The sequence below is a fragment of the Paenibacillus sp. LHD-38 genome (assembly GCF_031157315.1).
Taxonomy (GTDB): Bacteria; Bacillota; Bacilli; order Paenibacillales; family Paenibacillaceae; genus Pristimantibacillus.
In genome coordinates this window covers 1-17101 of record NZ_JAVIFU010000018.1, presented here as the reverse complement: position 1 = coordinate 17101, position 17101 = coordinate 1, and the positions used below count along the sequence as shown (strand labels likewise).

18 protein-coding genes are annotated in these 17101 nt (G+C 48.0%); 9 read left to right on the top strand and 9 right to left on the bottom strand.

Annotated elements, in window-relative coordinates; translation table 11 throughout:
• The first annotated feature begins 7 nt into the window (after positions 1 to 7).
• The gene (locus tag RCO25_RS16700; RefSeq protein ID WP_308997280.1) at positions 8 to 1552 is read left to right on the top strand and encodes an HD-GYP domain-containing protein; all 1545 of its coding nucleotides are present in this window, start codon (positions 8 to 10) and stop codon (positions 1550 to 1552) included.
• Positions 1553 to 1634: 82 nt separating this feature from the next.
• Here the strand turns inward: RCO25_RS16700 and RCO25_RS16695 are convergent, their stop codons facing one another.
• Complete coding sequence (locus RCO25_RS16695; RefSeq protein WP_308997279.1) at positions 1635 to 2096, bottom strand: cupin domain-containing protein; 462 nt, start codon at positions 2094 to 2096, stop codon at positions 1635 to 1637.
• Positions 2097 to 2306: 210 nt separating this feature from the next.
• Between RCO25_RS16695 and RCO25_RS16690 the strand changes: the two genes are divergently transcribed.
• From RCO25_RS16690 to RCO25_RS16680, 3 genes are read left to right on the top strand one after another with little or no spacing between them, the layout of a single operon-like run.
• Positions 2307 to 2696 (top strand): hypothetical protein, encoded by a 390-nt coding sequence (locus RCO25_RS16690; RefSeq protein ID WP_308997278.1) that lies wholly within the window; start codon positions 2307 to 2309, stop codon positions 2694 to 2696.
• A 25-nt stretch (positions 2697 to 2721) separates the two neighbouring features.
• Positions 2722 to 3213, top strand: a complete 492-nt coding sequence (locus RCO25_RS16685) for a cation:proton antiporter regulatory subunit (protein ID WP_308997277.1) — start codon at positions 2722 to 2724, stop codon at positions 3211 to 3213.
• Between the two features lie 2 nt (positions 3214 to 3215).
• Positions 3216 to 4463, top strand: a complete 1248-nt coding sequence (locus RCO25_RS16680) for a cation:proton antiporter (protein WP_308997276.1) — start codon at positions 3216 to 3218, stop codon at positions 4461 to 4463.
• Between the two features lie 224 nt (positions 4464 to 4687).
• On the opposite strand, the gene trpS is transcribed toward RCO25_RS16680, so the two are convergent.
• A complete protein-coding gene (gene trpS / locus RCO25_RS16675; RefSeq protein ID WP_308997275.1) occupies positions 4688 to 5671 on the bottom strand; it encodes a tryptophan--tRNA ligase in 984 nt (327 codons plus the stop codon).
• A 751-nt stretch (positions 5672 to 6422) separates the two neighbouring features.
• Here trpS and RCO25_RS16670 point away from each other — a divergent pair.
• The gene (locus RCO25_RS16670; protein WP_308997274.1) at positions 6423 to 8498 is read left to right on the top strand and encodes an alkaline phosphatase family protein; all 2076 of its coding nucleotides are present in this window, start codon (positions 6423 to 6425) and stop codon (positions 8496 to 8498) included.
• 55 nt (positions 8499 to 8553) lie between these two features.
• Here the strand turns inward: RCO25_RS16670 and RCO25_RS16665 are convergent, their stop codons facing one another.
• Entirely contained in the window at positions 8554 to 8835 is a 282-nt protein-coding gene (locus tag RCO25_RS16665; protein ID WP_308997273.1) for a hypothetical protein, read from the bottom strand.
• Positions 8836 to 9031: 196 nt separating this feature from the next.
• On the opposite strand from RCO25_RS16665, the gene spoIIP reads away from it, so the two are divergent.
• Positions 9032 to 10183: a stage II sporulation protein P gene (gene spoIIP / locus RCO25_RS16660; RefSeq protein ID WP_308997272.1), complete on the top strand. Its 1152-nt coding sequence runs from the start codon at positions 9032 to 9034 to the stop codon at positions 10181 to 10183.
• A gap of 62 nt (positions 10184 to 10245) precedes the next feature.
• Here spoIIP and RCO25_RS16655 read toward each other — a convergent pair whose 3' ends face one another.
• The 3 genes from RCO25_RS16655 to RCO25_RS16645 all read right to left on the bottom strand — a co-directional run bounded on the left by RCO25_RS16655 (position 10246) and on the right by RCO25_RS16645 (position 11768).
• Complete coding sequence (locus RCO25_RS16655; RefSeq protein ID WP_308997271.1) at positions 10246 to 10752, bottom strand: hypothetical protein; 507 nt, start codon at positions 10750 to 10752, stop codon at positions 10246 to 10248.
• A gap of 27 nt (positions 10753 to 10779) precedes the next feature.
• Positions 10780 to 11199 (bottom strand): HIT family protein, encoded by a 420-nt coding sequence (locus RCO25_RS16650; RefSeq protein ID WP_308997270.1) that lies wholly within the window; start codon positions 11197 to 11199, stop codon positions 10780 to 10782.
• Between the two features lie 191 nt (positions 11200 to 11390).
• Entirely contained in the window at positions 11391 to 11768 is a 378-nt protein-coding gene (locus RCO25_RS16645; protein ID WP_308997269.1) for a c-type cytochrome, read from the bottom strand.
• A 179-nt stretch (positions 11769 to 11947) separates the two neighbouring features.
• Here RCO25_RS16645 and tatC point away from each other — a divergent pair, with 179 nt between their 5' ends.
• Complete coding sequence (tatC, locus tag RCO25_RS16640; RefSeq protein ID WP_308997268.1) at positions 11948 to 12679, top strand: twin-arginine translocase subunit TatC; 732 nt, start codon at positions 11948 to 11950, stop codon at positions 12677 to 12679.
• Positions 12680 to 12699: 20 nt separating this feature from the next.
• Entirely contained in the window at positions 12700 to 12903 is a 204-nt protein-coding gene (gene tatA, locus RCO25_RS16635; RefSeq protein ID WP_308997267.1) for a twin-arginine translocase TatA/TatE family subunit, read from the top strand.
• 64 nt (positions 12904 to 12967) lie between these two features.
• Here the strand turns inward: tatA and RCO25_RS16630 are convergent, their stop codons facing one another.
• Positions 12968 to 14683, bottom strand: coding sequence for a GMC family oxidoreductase (locus RCO25_RS16630; protein WP_308997266.1), 1716 nt, complete (start codon positions 14681 to 14683; stop codon positions 12968 to 12970).
• 17 nt (positions 14684 to 14700) lie between these two features.
• Positions 14701 to 15480 carry a gluconate 2-dehydrogenase subunit 3 family protein gene (locus RCO25_RS16625; protein WP_308997265.1) on the bottom strand — a complete coding sequence of 260 codons (780 nt, stop codon included), beginning with the start codon at positions 15478 to 15480 and terminating at the stop codon, positions 14701 to 14703.
• 124 nt (positions 15481 to 15604) lie between these two features.
• Between RCO25_RS16625 and RCO25_RS16620 the strand changes: the two genes are divergently transcribed.
• A complete protein-coding gene (locus RCO25_RS16620) occupies positions 15605 to 16288 on the top strand; it encodes a hypothetical protein (protein WP_308997264.1) in 684 nt (227 codons plus the stop codon).
• A 454-nt stretch (positions 16289 to 16742) separates the two neighbouring features.
• Here RCO25_RS16620 and RCO25_RS16615 read toward each other — a convergent pair.
• Positions 16743 to 17101, bottom strand: a 359-nt coding sequence (locus RCO25_RS16615; RefSeq protein ID WP_308997263.1) for an integrase core domain-containing protein, incomplete at its 5' end; no start/stop codon positions are given.

Genomic DNA, 17101 nt, shown 5'->3' with positions numbered 1-17101 from the left:
TCATCTTATGCATTTACCTAAGAAGCACGAACAAGCAGGAAGCCGTGTCTATACCTCTTTCCTAACTCAGCTTCTTCGCAATTATCTCTTCGGATCTGCGGTTGCCGTAGTCGGAGTCGGCGGCGGTGTTGTTTTTTCCACCTTATCAATCCCCTCTAACGAACGTTTTGTATTAGGTGCAATCATGACCATTTCCCTTGTCATCATGATCTTCTGCGAGCTGTTTGTCTTCTACCGGCATCTAAGGCCGATTCAAGTCATCTTTAAAGCGCAGCAGCCGACATCCGAGCAGCTGAAAAACGCTTATCTACATACTCACAAATTTCCTGTGTTATCCGTTAGGCGCACCTATGGCCCCCACTTTCTGGGTTTGCTGCTTCCGGCTGTCAGCATGGCCATCGTCTTTATTAAGCTAGGCTATATGAAGCTGCCTTATTTTTATATCGGAATCGCTGCCGCTGTCGCCTTTATGATTGCCAGCATGCATGCCATGATTGAGTTTTTCTTAACAACAAAGGCTATTCGACCCGTTGTCACGCATATTCGCAATTGGCATATGGAACTATATAATCAGGATATCACGCTCAGCGGCAAAGTTCTCGTATCGATTCGCACAAAATTCCGTCTAAGCGCCTTCCTTATCGGTACGCTGCCCTTATTGCTGTTTGGCTTGGCCTCGCAAATAAGGCTCGATAATATCCAAGGTGAAGGCAGTTTAGCTTATTGGCAATGGGCAGGCATTATTCTCATCATCGGCATCATTTACTCCCTACTCGGAGCGTCGCTGCTCTCTCGCAACATTGAAGACCCTATTCATACGATTCAAAACGGTATGAGCAGCGTCCAAGAGGGCAATTTCGAGACGAGTGCGGCGGATATTTATTCGGATGAATTTTCCAAGCTGGTAGCTGGATTCAATCATATGGTGAACGGCCTGAAAGAGCGCGAGCAGCGCAACAATCAGCTTCTGCATAGCTATTTCATGACGCTTGCTGCAGCGCTTGATGCCCGAGATGCGTATACAGCCGGCCATTCTACCCGGGTAGCCCGCTTCTCTGTTCAAATCGGACGATTGGACGGATGGTCCGCAAGCGAAATCGAGCTGCTGCATAAAACTGCGCTGCTGCATGATATTGGGAAAATCGGCGTGCGTGATGCTGTGCTGCTCAAGGAAGGCAGGCTTACCGACGAGGAATTTGATCAAATCAAGCTGCATCCCGTGCTTGGTGAAAATATTTTGAAGCAAATTGAGCCTGCAGACGCGATGGCCGAACTGCTGCCAGGCGTTCGCTCACATCACGAGCGTTATGATGGGAAAGGTTATCCGGACGGTCTGGTCGGCACCGATATTCCGCTGTTTGGGCGTGCCATCGCGATCGCCGATGCTTTTGACGCCATGACCTCCGACCGGCCTTACCGAAAAGGTATGACCTATGAACGAGCGCTATCCATCCTGGAAGAAGGCAAGGGCACGCAGTGGGATCCGAAGCTCACGCAGCTGTTCATCGATTCGCTAAGATTGAAGGACAACCCTGACGAAAATGCCTCATAATACATATAAGAGCCATCCGGGCAAGGGTTAACCTTCCACGGATGGCTCTTTCTTCGGCTTCGATTGACGCAATAAGTGCGATTTAACGTTTAATAAGCTTAAAATCATCATAGTGGAAGCCTGGCGCTACCACGCAGGACACAAGAACAGGCTCATCGCCAAGCGGACGCGCCATTTGCCATTCGTTTGCCGGAACAAGCGCTTGCGGCTGATGACCTGCCAGCACATCCGGACCGACGATAATTTCTTTCCTCGTCTCCGGTGCTTCTTTCGTTCCTCCGAGCGTCAGCAATAAAGGACTTCCGGAATGCCACATCCACAGCTCGTCCGAATAGACCGTATGCCAATCCGAAAACTCATCGGGATGCAGCAGAAAATAGATGGATGATGCCGCAAAGCGATTTCCTGAATACGGAGCGCCCAGCACCTCCTGCGGTATAACAAAGCCAGCTTTCCAAATTTCCTTGTACCATCCGCCCTCCACGTGCTGCTTCAAACCAAGCGACTCCACTAGCGGCGACAGCTGTTTTACGGATACTCCCATCCATTTCAACCTTCTTTCTCTCTTTTGCGTGCGTATGATCACTTATTTCGTTCCCTCATTCTATAATGCATAGATCAGATCGTCAATTCATTAAACAGGTGGGGATAGAAGGAAAAAATGAGTTTTTGTTCCGTTAATATATGGAACCGGCTTTGTATTTTTCGATTTATAAGTTATACTTATATTAACGAACATTTGGGAGGTGAACAGATGAACAAAGGTGTACATGAATTTGGACGCATCAGCCGCAAGCATTTGATGAACTTGCTTATTATTGTTCCGCTGCTGCTCGCAGCGCTGTTCGCCTACCAAGCAGGCAATACGTTCGAGCAAACCGCAGGCGCAAGCCGCATACATGCTTCAGTGAAATATACCGCCTCAGTAAACGTTGGCAAAATGAACAGCACGACTAAACTCTTTTTGCCGGAAAACGTACTGCTCGTCGCCTATTTGCATTCACTCTTGCTTCTATTCAGGCGATCTACAACCCTATTTGCGCTTCGTACGTCAGTTCCTCAGCGAATGCGCGACTTGCTTATGACTCCTATTAAATTCACCTCACATTTTGTGGGCTGCTCTTCTCATTCGGTTTATCTATAACCAACAAAATGAGGAGGCATACACAATGAACATTAGAGAATCCGACTTGCCCGGTATTGGCCGTAAATACCAAATTATGACGAGAAGCGGCGACAAGGTTGTCATCATCATTCACGATGACGGACGCCGCGAAATGTACCACTTCGAATACGATGACCCGGACGACAGCATTTCCATGGTTACGCTTGAAGATGAGGAAGCCCGGCAGGTTGCCGCTATCGTCGGCGGCATGACTTATAAGCCGAAGGCGCTTGAAACCATTGAAGTTGCGCTCGATGACTTAACCATCGAATGGTACAAGATTGAACCAAACGCCGCATGCATTGGCAGGACGATCGGTGAAGCCGATATCCGCCAAACGACGGGGGCGACGATTATAGCTGCTGTCGAGAAGGAAGCAAAACACATTAATCCTGGCCCCGACTATATTTTCAAAGCGGATACTACACTCATCGTCGCAGGTGAGCGGCAGCATCTAAAGCTTCTTAAGCTGATGTTGCAAAACGGGAGCCGTTAATTATGGATCACATGGTGCTGGAGATCGGTCTTGCCGTTATACTCATTGCCTTAGTCGGGCTGTTAGCTGCAAAAATTCGGTTTTCCGTCATCCCGTTTTACATTTTAATCGGCATGGCCGTAGGTCCTCATGCGCCGCATGTTGGCATATTGGACTTCAGGTTTATTCATAGTGCAGAACTAATCGAATTCATGGGGCGGCTCGGCGTGCTGTTTCTCCTGTTCTATTTAGGTCTGGAGTTTTCTGTGGGTCGGTTAATGAAATCGGGTCGCTCTATTGCGATAGGCGGAACTATTTATATTCTCATCAACTTTTCGCTTGGCTTGTTATTTGGCTGGATCAATGGCTTTCCCATCGAAGAAACGATGGTCATTGCCGGTATTACTACGATTTCCTCAAGCGCCATCGTGGCGAAGGTGCTTGTCGATTTGAAACGGACGGCTAATCCGGAGACGGAGATGATTCTCGGAATTATCATGTTCGAGGATATTTTCCTCGCGGTCTATATTTCCGTGCTTTCCGGACTCGTACTCAGCGATTCTTCATCACTCGGCGGCGTGCTTTTGTCCGCATCCTATGCGCTCGGCTTCATGCTGCTATTCTTAATCATAGGCAGGAAGGCCGCCCCGCTTCTGAATAAATTGTTTAATATTCGCTCGAATGAGCTGTTTCTGCTGCTCGTGTTCGGCATGCTGTTTCTCGTCTCGGGCTTCTCCGAAACCATTCATGTAGCCGAAGCGATCGGCGCACTGTTAGTCGGCTTAGTACTGGCTGAGACGGTCCACATGAAGCGGATTGAGCATCTGATCCTGCCCTTCCGTGATTTCTTCGGAGCGCTATTTTTCTTCAGCTTCGGCTTGACGATTGACCCGTTCGCGCTTGGCGGAGCGGTATGGCTGTCGCTTGCAGCGGTTGGCGTAACGCTGTTCGGCAATTTCGTTGCCGGCATGCTCGCAGGGAAAAGCGCGGGCCTGTCACCGAAGGCATCGGCAAATATCGGCCTAACGATCGTATCGCGCGGCGAATTCTCCATCATAATGGCGAACCTCGGCAAAGCCGGCGGCCTGCTTGAGCTGCTGCAGCCGTTCGCCGCTTTATATGTCCTCATCCTAGCGATAATGGGGCCGCTTCTGACAAAGGAATCGAAGCTGGTGTTCAAAGGTTTAAACGGGATTTTCAGATGGGAAAAATCAAAGAAAGAGAAAGCAAGGGAGCCGGAGCCGGCCAAGGAACATTCGGGCAGCGGTTAAGCTGCCTCTTAAGCAGAAGGCCTAATGAGAGCGAATCTCTTAGGCCTTCTTTTTGCTTATATGCATTGAGATAGGATTATTTCTTTTTGTTGCTCTTCTGCATAACAATAGCTGAGAAATGCTGACCATTCCGAACATGCTGATCCTGAATTCGGAACGGTTTGCTCCCTTTTACCCTTGGGCACAGCCACAGCCCATGCTGGCTATGCTTCATCTTCCTCTTCTTAAAAGGTCACAAATCCCATGGCGCGCTTTGCCTGATGCAGCGTAGCTTTCGCGGCCTCGGATGCTTTCAGAGCACCGTCTTTCAAAATGGTGATAAGCTCCTCGGAATCAATGATTTCTTTGTACCTCTCCTGGATCGGGATCAGCTTCTCAACCACAACCTCCGCTAAATCCCTCTTGAAGCTGCCGTAGCCCTGACCCTCATACTGTCTTTCAATGGCAGCAATAGAATCCCCGGAAAACACGGCATAAATCTCAATGAGATTGCTGACAGCAGGCTTAGCCTCCCAATCCAAATGCACGCTTCCCTCCGAATCGGTTACGGCTTTAGAGAATTTTTTTCTGATCTCATCCGGTGAATCTAGCATCAGCACGCAGCTGTTGCGGTTCGGGTTGCTTTTGCTCATTTTTTTGCTTGGGTCATCCAGCCCCATAATTCGGGAACCGAGGCTTTGAATAATCGGCTCCGGAACGACAAAGGTACTTCCAAAACGGTTATTGAAACGCAGTGCTAAATCTCTGGTCATCTCTAGATGCTGCTTCTGGTCGTCGCCCACAGGCACATGCGTCGCTTGGTAGAGGAGAATATCCGCGGCCATCAAGGCAGGATAGGTAAACAATGCGGCACTCACCGAATCTTTACCGTCCGACTTTTCTTTAAACTGCGTCATTCTGCTCAGCTCGCCGAAATGGGATTGCGTTTCCATCATCCATCCGAGCTCAGCATGCGCGGGCACATGCGATTGAATAAATATGGCGGATTTCTTAGGATCAATTCCCGCGGCAATATAAAAGGCTGCAATATCTTTCGAACGTTGATATAACTCTTTCGGATCTTGAGTGACCGTTATAGCATGAAGATCCGGCACAAAGAAAAAGCATTCATACTCATGTTGAATCGTAATAAATGGCTGCAGCGCTCCCCCATAGCCTCCAATATTCAGCTCGCCGCTAGGTTTAATCCCGGAAATGACTCGTTTCATGTTCGTTCCTCCTTGTTTTTGGGCATACAAGCGTAAACGGCTGTAGCCGTAATTTTGCGGCAAAAGCTCGTTTCGCGGAGATTTATAAGCACATTAATAAGTGAAAGCTTATAAAATCTTATAAATAAAAAAAACACCCGTCCGCTAAAAAAGGGACGAAGTGTTTGCTCCGCGATACCACCCGAATTCGGCCGATGGCCGCACTCTTTCATGTCAATTTCTAACACGATTCCCCAAGATAACGGAGGGACTCACCGTCAACGACTACTGGCTGGTTGCCCAGCGTTCGGATTGAAGCGAAAGAAACCATTCACCCGGACAATTGTGCCAGACCTCTCACCGATCGCTGGCTCGCTTTGACAATTGCGTCAGACTACTATTTTCTTTCATGGCCTTCGAATATAAATGGATAAAAATTACAATACAACATCCATATCCAATTAGTCAATCTTTTACTTTTATTCAGGCTCGCGGATAGGCGTCGGTACTACACAAGATAGAACTACTGCCCAGTTTCAATCCTGCGATATTCAAGCAAGCTTATCGGATGGACGCTCCCGCTTATTTTCCTACTCTACCCTTAGCCGAGAAGCTGGCACTTTTCTATTCCTTAATAATATCTTTAAATTATGATTGATTTGCTTTTACAATCAAATAGTAAACTAGAATCAATCCCACATAAACGCAATTAATACCAAATTATTTGTTAGCTTTTACTTGGGAAAAAACAATATGACATGGAGGAATAATTATGAAACGCAATCTGAAAATGCTCGCTGTCTCATCGATCTCTGCAGCCATTTTGGTAACATCGGCACCATTCTCTTTCCTGCCCGTTTACGCAAATAACACTTCCTTGGATGGTGCCCAAGCTTCTGTGACAGCCTCGCAAGCAGCCGCTCAATCCAATGCCGTTCTAAACCTGAAGTTCGACAATAATGCGGTCGATAGCTCGACTAGCGCCGTCTCCGCTGTTGTCAACGGCAATCCTGAATTTGTTCAGGGACGTATCGGACAAGCCATCAGATTTAAATCCCCAGGACAATATGTGGATTTGGGCGCTCGTGACGAGTTCCGTTTCGGCGAAAGCGCGGATTTTTCTGTTGCTTTCTGGATCAAATCAGAAGGGATCATTGGCGATCCTTCCATCATTTCGAATAAAGACTGGAATTCCGGAAGCAACACCGGGTGGATTTTGGCCGTGAACGGTTCGGGTGGGCTCATCTGGAATTACAAAACGTCTCAGAGCAGCCGGTTGGATACCACATTGCCGAATGTAGCCGACAATAAATGGCATCATATCGTCGTCTCGCATGACCGGAAAAACGGGAGTGCCCGCTTTTATAAAGACGGAATCCTGATTAAAACAGTCGATATCTCTGGAATGAAAGGAACGCTCGACTCCCCATATACAACCAAAATTGGTCAGGATGGTACAGGGAAATACGGTTCTACGCTGACTGCACAGGTTGATGACATGCAGATTTATCGAAATGTCATGACCGAAACGGAAGTCCGCGACATGTACGACAGCGCTCCCCCGCTTCCGCCCACTCTAGTAGAAAACGTCACGTTGGATCAGACTGAGCTCAACCTGAAAGCGGGTGCTCCTATGCCGCTAACAGTGACTGTTTCACCTATAGATGCGACGGTAAAAGAGGTGAAATGGATCTCCAGTGATGAAACGGTAGCGAAGGTAGAAATAATCAACGAACGTCCAACTGTCATTGCCGGGAAACCTGGCGTTGCAACGATCACGGTCAAAACCGTCGACGGCGGCAAAACAGCGTCAGTCAAGATACATGTATCTAACTCCATCGACGTAACGGGAGACGGTTTGTTAACGAAAGAAGATCTGAATGCAATCTTGAAAAACCAAAATAGCAGTGAAGGCGACAACCGTTGGGAAAAAGCGCAAATAGCCGATATTAACGATGATAAAAAAGTGGATCATGCCGATGTGCAAATAATGGAAGACAAGCTGGCGCCTTATAAAAAAGATTTTCTATACAAACGGGTAGTATTCATCGGAATCGATGGATTTGGAAATGCAGTAAAAGACCCGCAAGCAAACGCAGTTCATATTCAGAAGTTGATGAGCGAAGGCGCTGGAACGTATGAAGCGAAAGCCATGCTTCCGACGATTAGCGCAGAAAACTGGGGTGCTATGTTTCACGGTGTTGAACCGTCTAAACATAAACTGACCAACGCAATCGTCGCCGCTACTCCTTATCCGGAAAAAAATGATTACCCGTCCTTTATGAAATTGTTGAAACAAGAACGTCCTATGATAGAGCAAGCTTCGTTCGCTACATGGTCGCCGATCAACAAAGGAATCATTGAAGATTCCGCAGGCGCTTTTAAAGTAAATGGCGGGAATGATGAAACGACCACTCAAAAAACGGTGGACTATATCAAAACAGAAGGTCTAAACGCCCGCAACATTTTTGTTCATTTGGATGAGGTTGATGTTGCCGGTCATACTCATGGCTATTACACGCCAAAATTTTATGAGCAAGCACAAAAAGCGGATCAGTATGTTGGTCAAATCGTCCAAGCTTTGGAAGAAGCAGGGCTGATGGAGGATACGCTTATCGTCCTTACTTCTGATCATGGCGGAAAAGGCAAAGGCCATGGCGGCAGCTCCCCGGAAGAACAGACTATTTTCTGGGCAGCAAAAGGAAAATCGATTGCACCTGGCACTATACTGTCAGATGAAGTGAGAAACGTAGACACTGCAGCCGTTGTAGCTCACGCTCTGCGTCTGGATATCCCGGCAAATTGGGATGCAAAAATCCCTGCAGGACTATTCCAAGACAAAAAATAATAAAAACGAAAACAGGTACTCATTTTCTTCGAAAAAGAAAATGAGTACCTGTTTTTCATCGTACCTCCCCGACAGCAAGCCAAGCTTGACGCTCAAACCATTTATTGCGCGCCCACGTTATCCCGATCGAAACCGCATTTCCATAAATCAAAACAATAGCCCCGATATACATCGCGTATATAAAAGACCATTCCATCAGCTGAGTTCCAAAATGATATTGGACTCCGGAACCGCGGTCTCCCAGCACATGATAAGCTGCCAACATAATGGAGGCAACGGCCGTTACGACAAAAGTAGCGGTTAATTTCCGAATGATAAGACCGGTTGCATTCTCCAAGCAAACTCACTCCATCCCTCGTGCATTCCTTTGCAGCAATGTCCCCATCATAGCTGCGCGGCGTAATGAACAACAGTTCTAACTTTTGTAGAACCCTCAAGAGCCGCGCCTTATGCATATTTAATAGAGTCTGATCATATGTTTTCTAGTAAAAGGCGATAGATAGACAAGCAATGTCTCTAGTAGGGGTGATTTCATGAACCAAAGGCTGACTGAGCTTGTTCGTTTGTTTCGGACATTTATGATCATCATGGTCATTACGTTCTCGACCACTGTCGTAATAGGGCTGGTCCTAGCTTCGTTTAATCCTGATTTTAAGCAAACATCAGGTAAAGCCGTAAAGATGCCTGCTGGTTTTTTTAGCAATCTCTTAAGCTTTGAAATGCCGCATTATCAAGCAGAAGCGCATATCGGGAATACCAATAAAACAGTGAATTTTTTGCTGTCGTATTTGCTGGATGTCGATTTCAATGATCCGAAAGCGCTTATGGGCGGCATTTTGCCAGGAATGAATACTAATCGATCAACCCTTCTCTACCCTGGAAATGATACCGAGGGAGCCATTGATTATCCTAGCGATGATGAGCATCATGTGCCAGAAACAGGTGAATCAGAAAATAACCATTCCGCCAATCCTGCTCCGGCTCCGTCTCCTGACAACGAGCCTTCCGAAGAAGAGGAGAATACCATAGAGCCGCCTGTCAAAACCGTCTCGGCACCCGAAATATTTGTTTATCACTCCCATAATCGCGAATCCTGGCTGCCTGAATTACCGTCCGTCAAAAAAGAATCGCTTGCGTTCGATAAAAAAACAAACGTCACCCTATTAGGCGAACGATTAACGAAGAAATTAAACGAGGCCGGAATTAAAAGCCTGCACGACGCGTCCGATTATCCCTCCATTTATGGTGATCTTTATAATGGACTTGATTCGTACCTATATTCCAGAAAAAAAGTTAAAGAAGTCCTTGCTACCAACAAGGAGCTTCACTATTTTTTTGATATCCATCGCGATTCCGGTCCCCGCAAAGCAACCACGGCGGAAATAAATGGTGTGCAGTATGCTCAGCTCTATATCATTATTGGGGCCGAGAATCCGAATTGGGAAAGCAACTATGCTTTTGCCAAAAAATTTATTAAAATCCTAAACGATAAGTACCCCGGCTTATCAAAAGGCATTTTTGCAAAAGACCACTCGCAGGGTAATGGCGTATACAACCAGGATCTAGCGCTGAACAGCATGATTATTGAGGTCGGTGGCGTTAATAATACGCTCGAAGAATCTTATCGCACGATTGACGCTTTAACGAGTGTCATTGCGAGGCTCTATAAAAATGATAAAGCTTAAGCGTTTAGTGGAATGCGCCTAGTTTCAAGCTGATCATGCTTTTTGTAATGGACTGGAGGGTGTTATGCTGGCTGCTTCAGACGTTCCGTTGATATCGTTGTCTCATAAGTCAGCCCAAGGTAACGATATCGGATGGTAACGGTCTCTATGGTCAACTCATCCGTAACCGTCAGGGCATAAATTTTATCCGCAGCAGTTGCTTTTCTATTATTCATCTTATCGATCTGCACCTGGGGATCTGTTCCCATTGGGAGCGTCACCTCATGCAAACCTTTAAACGTATAATCGCCTGATTGCAGAGCATTTTTTTGATCCGAAACGATGAACCCCTTAGTATGATCGCTGACTTGTATTTTTACAAAAGCAGGAGGTGTATTCATATTTATGAGTACCTCTGTAATCTCAATGCCACCAAACGAGCCTCTATTGCCAATGGAAACCAAAACGACTTTTCTATCGTTCGTAGAAGAGCTCGCTCCCGCCGATAATGGCGGATTTACTTTGAGATAACTGTAACCAACTAAAATTAAAGCAGCAATGACTGCACCAATAATAAGCGCCTTTCTCAAAAGCGTACACCTCCATCAGTCTCATAGCTAACCATTCGCTTGTTTCACCAATCTCTCTTTCGTTTCGCTGAGCCGCTCCTTCGCATTTGTGGAATCCGCCGGTTCCGCCCAAGCAAAGCCGTCTTCAACGTAACGCGGAAAGACATGCATATGATAGTGCGTCAAATCGTTGAATTTGCCGCCATTCTGAATAACCGTTATTCCATCCGGCTGGAATTCTGCCTTTAGCAGCCTTGCCAGCATGGCAGATGCTTTCATAATTTCGTTCGCTGTTCGTTCGTCCAAATCATCGACATCAAGAAAATGCTGCTTTGGCAGGATCAGCAGATGTCCTTCATTTAATGGAGCGATATCAAGGAAACAAGTAACCCATTCGTTTTCGTAGACGGTATATGCCTCTATTCGATGATTAGCAAGCTGGCACCCCAAACACGGCGTTTCTGACATTACATTTCCTCCCTCACCATATTTATTGTATGTTTTTCCAATTATATATCATAAACAAGGACTCGTTGCTGACTTTCTGTTATTTATTTCTCCTATGACAACGAAAAAAAGGAGCAGCATCAGCTGCTCCTTTCTCCTATTTCGTTTGTTCCACTCACTTGATACCGGAATCCTATCATTTGCTACCAGCATTATTTGTGACCGGCCAGCCAATCAGTAAGCAGTGTGATCTCCTCATCCGTCAGCTGTCCTTTGTAACCAGGCATTCCGTTCCCGCCATTGTTTATCTGCGTTTTGATTTGTTCGACGGACATTTCCTTGCCGACATGCTGCAAGTTAGGTCCATTCGCGCCAGAGAGGTCAACGGCATGACAGCTTACGCAGTTTTTGCCGTACAAGGACTCCGCTTCTGCCGTATTGACGGTCGTATTGCCATTGTTGCCAGTGTTCTCTGCCGGTGTTTCGGTATTGGCTCCATTATTGGTGTTATTACCGTTGCCGCAGGCAGATAATGCAAGGATCAGCGTGAAGGCAGACAGCAATAAAACCCATTTGTTTTTATAAAACATTATGTTTCCTCCTAATATAGGGAGATTTGTTGTTACTTTTCCCTGAAGCGAATGATGTATGCAGCGTTTCCTAAAGATTTTCAGAAAAGGTAAGACTGCGCATAACAGAAAGTTAACTGGTTATCCTAACAAAATGCATGACGGATTAACAGAAATACGCTTTGATGCGGGGTGATTTTGTGGATATACAAGGGGATCTGGTCAACCACTTAACCGAGCTGAGGAAAAGATTGATTATCGTAATCGCCTGTTTCTTCGTCGCTATGAGCGGAGGGCTTTATGCAGCCCCTAGCATTTTGCGGTACATCAAATCGGGTCTGACCGCCAAATCGGTGGAATGGAACGTCTTCTCGTTCACCGACGGTTTGTTCATCTATTTGCGCTGCGCGTTCCTATTCGCCATTCTGTTCACACTGCCCATTCTGCTTTACCATACCTGGGCGTTTGTACGGCCTGGCCTAACGGAAACGGAAGCAAAAGGAACACTTGCCTATGTGCCCGTGTCCTTCCTATTGTTTCTTGTCGGTGTATCGTTTAGTTATTTTCTTGTGTTTCCGATGATGCTCGAATTCATGATGGAAATGAACCATAATGTCGGCGCCGTCGAAACGTACGGGATTGATCGGTACTTTTCCTTTCTGTTCAGTGTCGTGTTCCCGCTTGGCATCGCCTTCGAAATGCCGCTTATCATCCTGTTTCTGACGAAAATCGGGCTGCTTACTCCTGAACGGCTGAACGGCTCGCGCAAATATGCCTATGTCGGTCTGGCCGTTGTCGGGGCATGCATCTCCCCGCCGGACTTTGTCTCTCACCTCTCCGTGACCGTGCCGCTGCTGCTGCTCTTTGAGATCAGCGTGCTCGTAACCAGAAGGTATGCTAAACGAGTGGCCTCCGTTCCAACACCAACTTGAACCAAAAAGGAGAATAACATATGTTAAACAACATCGGTGTCTCAGGATTAGTCATTATTCTGCTTATCGCGCTCATCGTTTTTGGGCCGGCTAAGCTTCCGCAGCTCGGCCGGGCATTCGGCGATACGCTGCGCGAATTCCGCAGCTCGACGCGCGGCATCGTAGACGATGATCAAAGCATTCCATCCACAGACAAAAAGGATGACGTGCAGAAGCTGCTGTAGAAAAAAAGAGGGCTGTTCCCGTATTTCTTCGGGAACGGCCCTTTTTTTGAACTTTCTGCCTCTTTCAAACGAGCAATCCGCCCTTTTCCCTGTACTTCAAGATGCCTTCCGCCGCGCGGTAAGCCAATGCTCCGACCGTATTCGTCGGATTGTAGCCGGCGTTCTGCGGAAATGCGCTGGCACCGACGACAAACACGTTATCCGCATCCCACATTTGGCTGTACGTATTGACCGCCGACGTGTCCGGTTTATTCCCCATGATGACGCCGCCCGTGTTATGGGTCGACTGATAGGTCATAATCTCATAAGGACCGAGTTCCTTTAAATAGTCGACCTTGTCCGCACCCATCTCATTCATTATCTTTGAGCAGCGCTCGGCTAGAAACTTCGCCAGCTCGCGGTCCTGTTCTTCGAAATCAAAGGTTATCCGCAAAAGCGGATCGCCGTAGACATCCTTGTAAGTCGAATCCAAATCGAGAAAATGATGCTTGTAGGACATCGATGACCCCTGCGCGCCTACCGCAAGCGCACGGTTTGAGTAATGCACTGACTTCGCCTTGAATTCAGAGCCCCATGCAGCTGTTCCCGAAGGCGTCGGATTGTTCTGAATCGGGCGCGCGCCAGACTGGCCGAGCGCAATGACGCCTCCGTGGATAAAATTCAGATCGGAGTGGTCAAAATTGTCGCCGTTGTAGTCATCAATAGATACGCCGAGCGCTCCTGCGCCTGCGAAGCTGTTGAACTGTTGGTTTTCGAAGAAGCCAACCGCACTGCCTTTAATAACCTGATAGGCGTAGTTCCGGCCAATGACACCCGTCCCTGACGCTGGATCGTAAGGTTTGCCCAGCCCCGACATCAGCAGCAGCCGAACATTGTTGAACACATAGCTCGTCACAACGACGATATCTGCGGGCTGAATGATTTCCTCTCCCGTCGTTACGTCCGTGTACATAACGCCTGTCGCCTTGCCGCCTTTATGTAATACACGGCGAACGTTTGAATGGGTGCGAATCTCAAACTTCCCCGTCTTGTTGGCTACCGGAATGACCGTCACCACTGGATCGGCCTTGGCCCCGTATTCGCAGCCAAAGCGCTCGCAATATCCACAATATTGGCAGGCGGCTCGGGCAATGCCATCAGGATTCGTATAGTTTTCTGATAGATTTGCCGAAGGCATCATATACGGATTCAGCTTTAGTCGGGTAGTCGCTTCGACAAACATCTGCATTGCCGGCGACTTCTTCATTGGCGGGGTCGGGAAAGGGCTGCTGCGTTTGCCGCCCAAAGGATTCACCTCGCCTGAAATACCCGCCATTTTCTCGAATTTATCGTAATACGGCTCGATCTCGTCGTACGTAATGCCCCAATCCTGGATCGTCATGCCAGCCGGGATTTTATTTTTTCCGTACTTTTCAATCGTCTTGCTGCGAATCTCAAAGTCGTACGGCAAAAAACGATAGGTCTGCCCGTTCCAGTGAACGCCCGCTCCTCCGAGTCCGTCCCCTATCAGGAACGAGCCGTACTGCCTCATCGGCAGCGCACGGATTTTCTCATTACTGCGGAACGTGATCGTTTCTTTTGACAAATCCTGCATCATTTCGTAACGCAGCGCATAACGCAGCTCGTCATGCACCATGAAATAATCCTCGGTCTTCCGCTCTTTCCCTCGTTCAAGTCCTACCACGTTTAAACCGCTTTTCGTAAGTTCCGAGGCGATGATGCCCCCAGACCAGCCGACCCCTACGATGACAACATCGGTTTTCGGTAATGTTTTGGCCATAATATCCTCCCGATTCGCTAATGAGAAACCAAATGGTCTTGCAGGCTGCTCGGATCAAGTTTCGTAAAATCTTTATCAATAATCGTGATATAGCTCATCTGGTTGCCCGGATAGTTGCGCATCTTCCAGCCGTTCATATCCAGATTGCCCCCATAAAGAGGGTCACTGTACGCGCCTTCCAGCGTGCTGCTCCGCAGCATTTTGAAGAAGCTGCTCGCAGAAATCGTCGTCAGCTTCACCTCGTCCAACTCGAAGCCCTTAAGCAACTCGTCTTGCTGCTCACCCGTCAATTCGATGAAGCTCTTCTGAAATTTGGTCATGCTGTAATTCTCCAGCTCTCGCAGGCCGATCTCAAAGATTTCCCTTCTTTTCAGCCGGCCCTGATAGCCCTGTTCCTTCTCCCCCGTATAGAATGGCGGGTTCATGTAATCTCGGCCATTGAAGCCCCAATCCCCCGCAAGCTGATGGTCAATAAAGAAGGCGACACCTAGCGATTTGGCACCTGGACCAGTCTCATCCTCTGGAAAAATCCGTTCCGTCGCGCTCTCGACTATCCGGAACTGCTCTTGGGTAAAAAACATGAGCGCGCGGTTGTAGTTTTTTGGTTCAGCCGTCTTTCCTTCATCCGTTTTACCCGGTGTCGTTGTTGTGGTCGGTTTCTTTTTGAGTAAGGAGCCCAGCACCCCGCCCACGGCGATGCCTCCCAAAGCGTAACCCGTATTAATAAGAAACCTGCGGCGGGAGCCTCCGTCGACCGTGCCTTTGTTTGGTTCTTTCTGTTTATCACTCCGATCCAAAACTTGCACCTCCTGGAAAGTTCAATCTATCCCCTTTATTGTTTTCCAACAAACCATGAATATTCATTTCATGGAAATGGTCATGCTAACAGCAAAATGCAACCCTATGGAGGATGATTCTTCGATGACTGCTTTCAGCAAATTGCTCACGCTTTCCGTAGCCGCTTTTGCTCTTCTGTCCGGCTGTGCCAATGGAACGCCGCCCGTCTCGCGTTCCAATGCCTTAACGGAACAGGAGGCCAAGATGCTTCATGATCCGTCCGTCATTCCAAACGAAGCCGGACCGAAGCTGCATACAACCAATGAGCACGGCAATACCACTTATGGGATGGGCATGTCCGTGTACAGCATGATCGGCAGCTCCGGGCTGCACTCGAACGGCTTCTCTGCCCATCTGGAGTCTCGGCTGAGCGGGATCGGGATCCCTGACGTGCGTGTATTCGTGTTCGATGATACAGTCGTGCTCGCCACGGAAAAGCTAACCTCCTCCGGTTCGCAATATGATGACGTTCAAAGGAAGGTGCTCAATCAAACCGAAGGACTCTCAGGCAAAGGCTATTCGCCGGATGATCGACTTGGCGGCATGAGCGGAACAGATAAGGGAAGCCATGATAATCTGGCGATGGCCGCGAGTCAGATCAAGAATTTCATGGGCGGAGATGTGAAGGTGCTCACGGTAACGGGCACGAAAGCTGTGAAAGCCATTGAAAAGATTCGTACGGACGCTTTAGCCGAGAACATCTCTCCAGATAAGTTGGCCGGCGATATCCGCCAGCTGTTTAGGCTGGTAAAGGCGGGGCAGAAGTAACACTGCAGAAAAACGGCTGCCGGATTGATTCCGGCAGCCGTTTTTTTCTATTTGTGTGGCGAACGACTTACTCCCCATGGTTGCACGATGCGCCGGTGCCTCCTCCAAACTAGTTCATATTGTGTAAAGTGCTCTTCTGGAGGGGGAGTGTTGTGAGTGTGTGAGTGTGTGAGTGTGTGAGTGTGAGTGTGTGAGTGTGTGAGTGTGTGAGTGTGTGAGTGTGTGAGTGTGTGAGTGTGTGAGTGTGTGAGTGTGTGAGTGTGTGAGTGTGTGAGTGTGTGAGTGTGTGAGTGTGTGAGTGTGTGTGTGAGTGAGTGAGTGTGTGTGTGAGTGAGTGAGTGAGTGAGTGAGTGAGTGAGTGAGTGAGTGAGTGAGTGAGTGAGTGAGTGAGTGTTGTGAGCCAGTGCTCGGTATTTGTCAAGATAGTTGTCGCGATTTAATGAAAATAAGATAGTTACGTTTGTGTTTTTTGCTCAGCCAGAATAGGCATAGCTTTTTCCGGGTTAAGCCAAACCTCTTCTTCCAAACTCCAATCACGTGTAGCACCTGACCAGCGATTAGGGTGCGAGGCTTTCGCAGCTTCATAGACTTGCTTTCGCTTCTCGAACACCTGCTCCGCCAGCCCTTTATGCCTTTGGCTAGGCGTCAGAAAGTTAAGCCCGCTGTGACGATGCTGGTGATTGTACCAATGGATAAAATGCAGCACCCATTCACGCGCTTCGGTTCGGTCCTTGAATCCTTGCTCAGGGTATTCTGGACGGTATTTGCACGTACGGAAGATGGACTCGGCATAAGGGTTATCATTGCTGACTC

Coding starts and splice junctions, on each gene's coding strand:
- RCO25_RS16700 (WP_308997280.1), top strand. CDS start 8: ATGCATTTACCTAAGAAGCACGAACAAGCAGGAAGCCGTGTCTATACC.
- RCO25_RS16695 (WP_308997279.1), bottom strand. CDS start 2,096: ATGGGAGTATCCGTAAAACAGCTGTCGCCGCTAGTGGAGTCGCTTGGT.
- RCO25_RS16690 (WP_308997278.1), top strand. CDS start 2,307: ATGAACAAAGGTGTACATGAATTTGGACGCATCAGCCGCAAGCATTTG.
- RCO25_RS16685 (WP_308997277.1), top strand. CDS start 2,722: ATGAACATTAGAGAATCCGACTTGCCCGGTATTGGCCGTAAATACCAA.
- RCO25_RS16680 (WP_308997276.1), top strand. CDS start 3,216: ATGGATCACATGGTGCTGGAGATCGGTCTTGCCGTTATACTCATTGCC.
- trpS (WP_308997275.1), bottom strand. CDS start 5,671: ATGAAACGAGTCATTTCCGGGATTAAACCTAGCGGCGAGCTGAATATT.
- RCO25_RS16670 (WP_308997274.1), top strand. CDS start 6,423: ATGAAACGCAATCTGAAAATGCTCGCTGTCTCATCGATCTCTGCAGCC.
- spoIIP (WP_308997272.1), top strand. CDS start 9,032: ATGAACCAAAGGCTGACTGAGCTTGTTCGTTTGTTTCGGACATTTATG.
- RCO25_RS16650 (WP_308997270.1), bottom strand. CDS start 11,199: ATGTCAGAAACGCCGTGTTTGGGGTGCCAGCTTGCTAATCATCGAATA.
- RCO25_RS16645 (WP_308997269.1), bottom strand. CDS start 11,768: ATGTTTTATAAAAACAAATGGGTTTTATTGCTGTCTGCCTTCACGCTG.
- tatA (WP_308997267.1), top strand. CDS start 12,700: ATGTTAAACAACATCGGTGTCTCAGGATTAGTCATTATTCTGCTTATC.
- RCO25_RS16630 (WP_308997266.1), bottom strand. CDS start 14,683: ATGGCCAAAACATTACCGAAAACCGATGTTGTCATCGTAGGGGTCGGC.
- RCO25_RS16620 (WP_308997264.1), top strand. CDS start 15,605: ATGACTGCTTTCAGCAAATTGCTCACGCTTTCCGTAGCCGCTTTTGCT.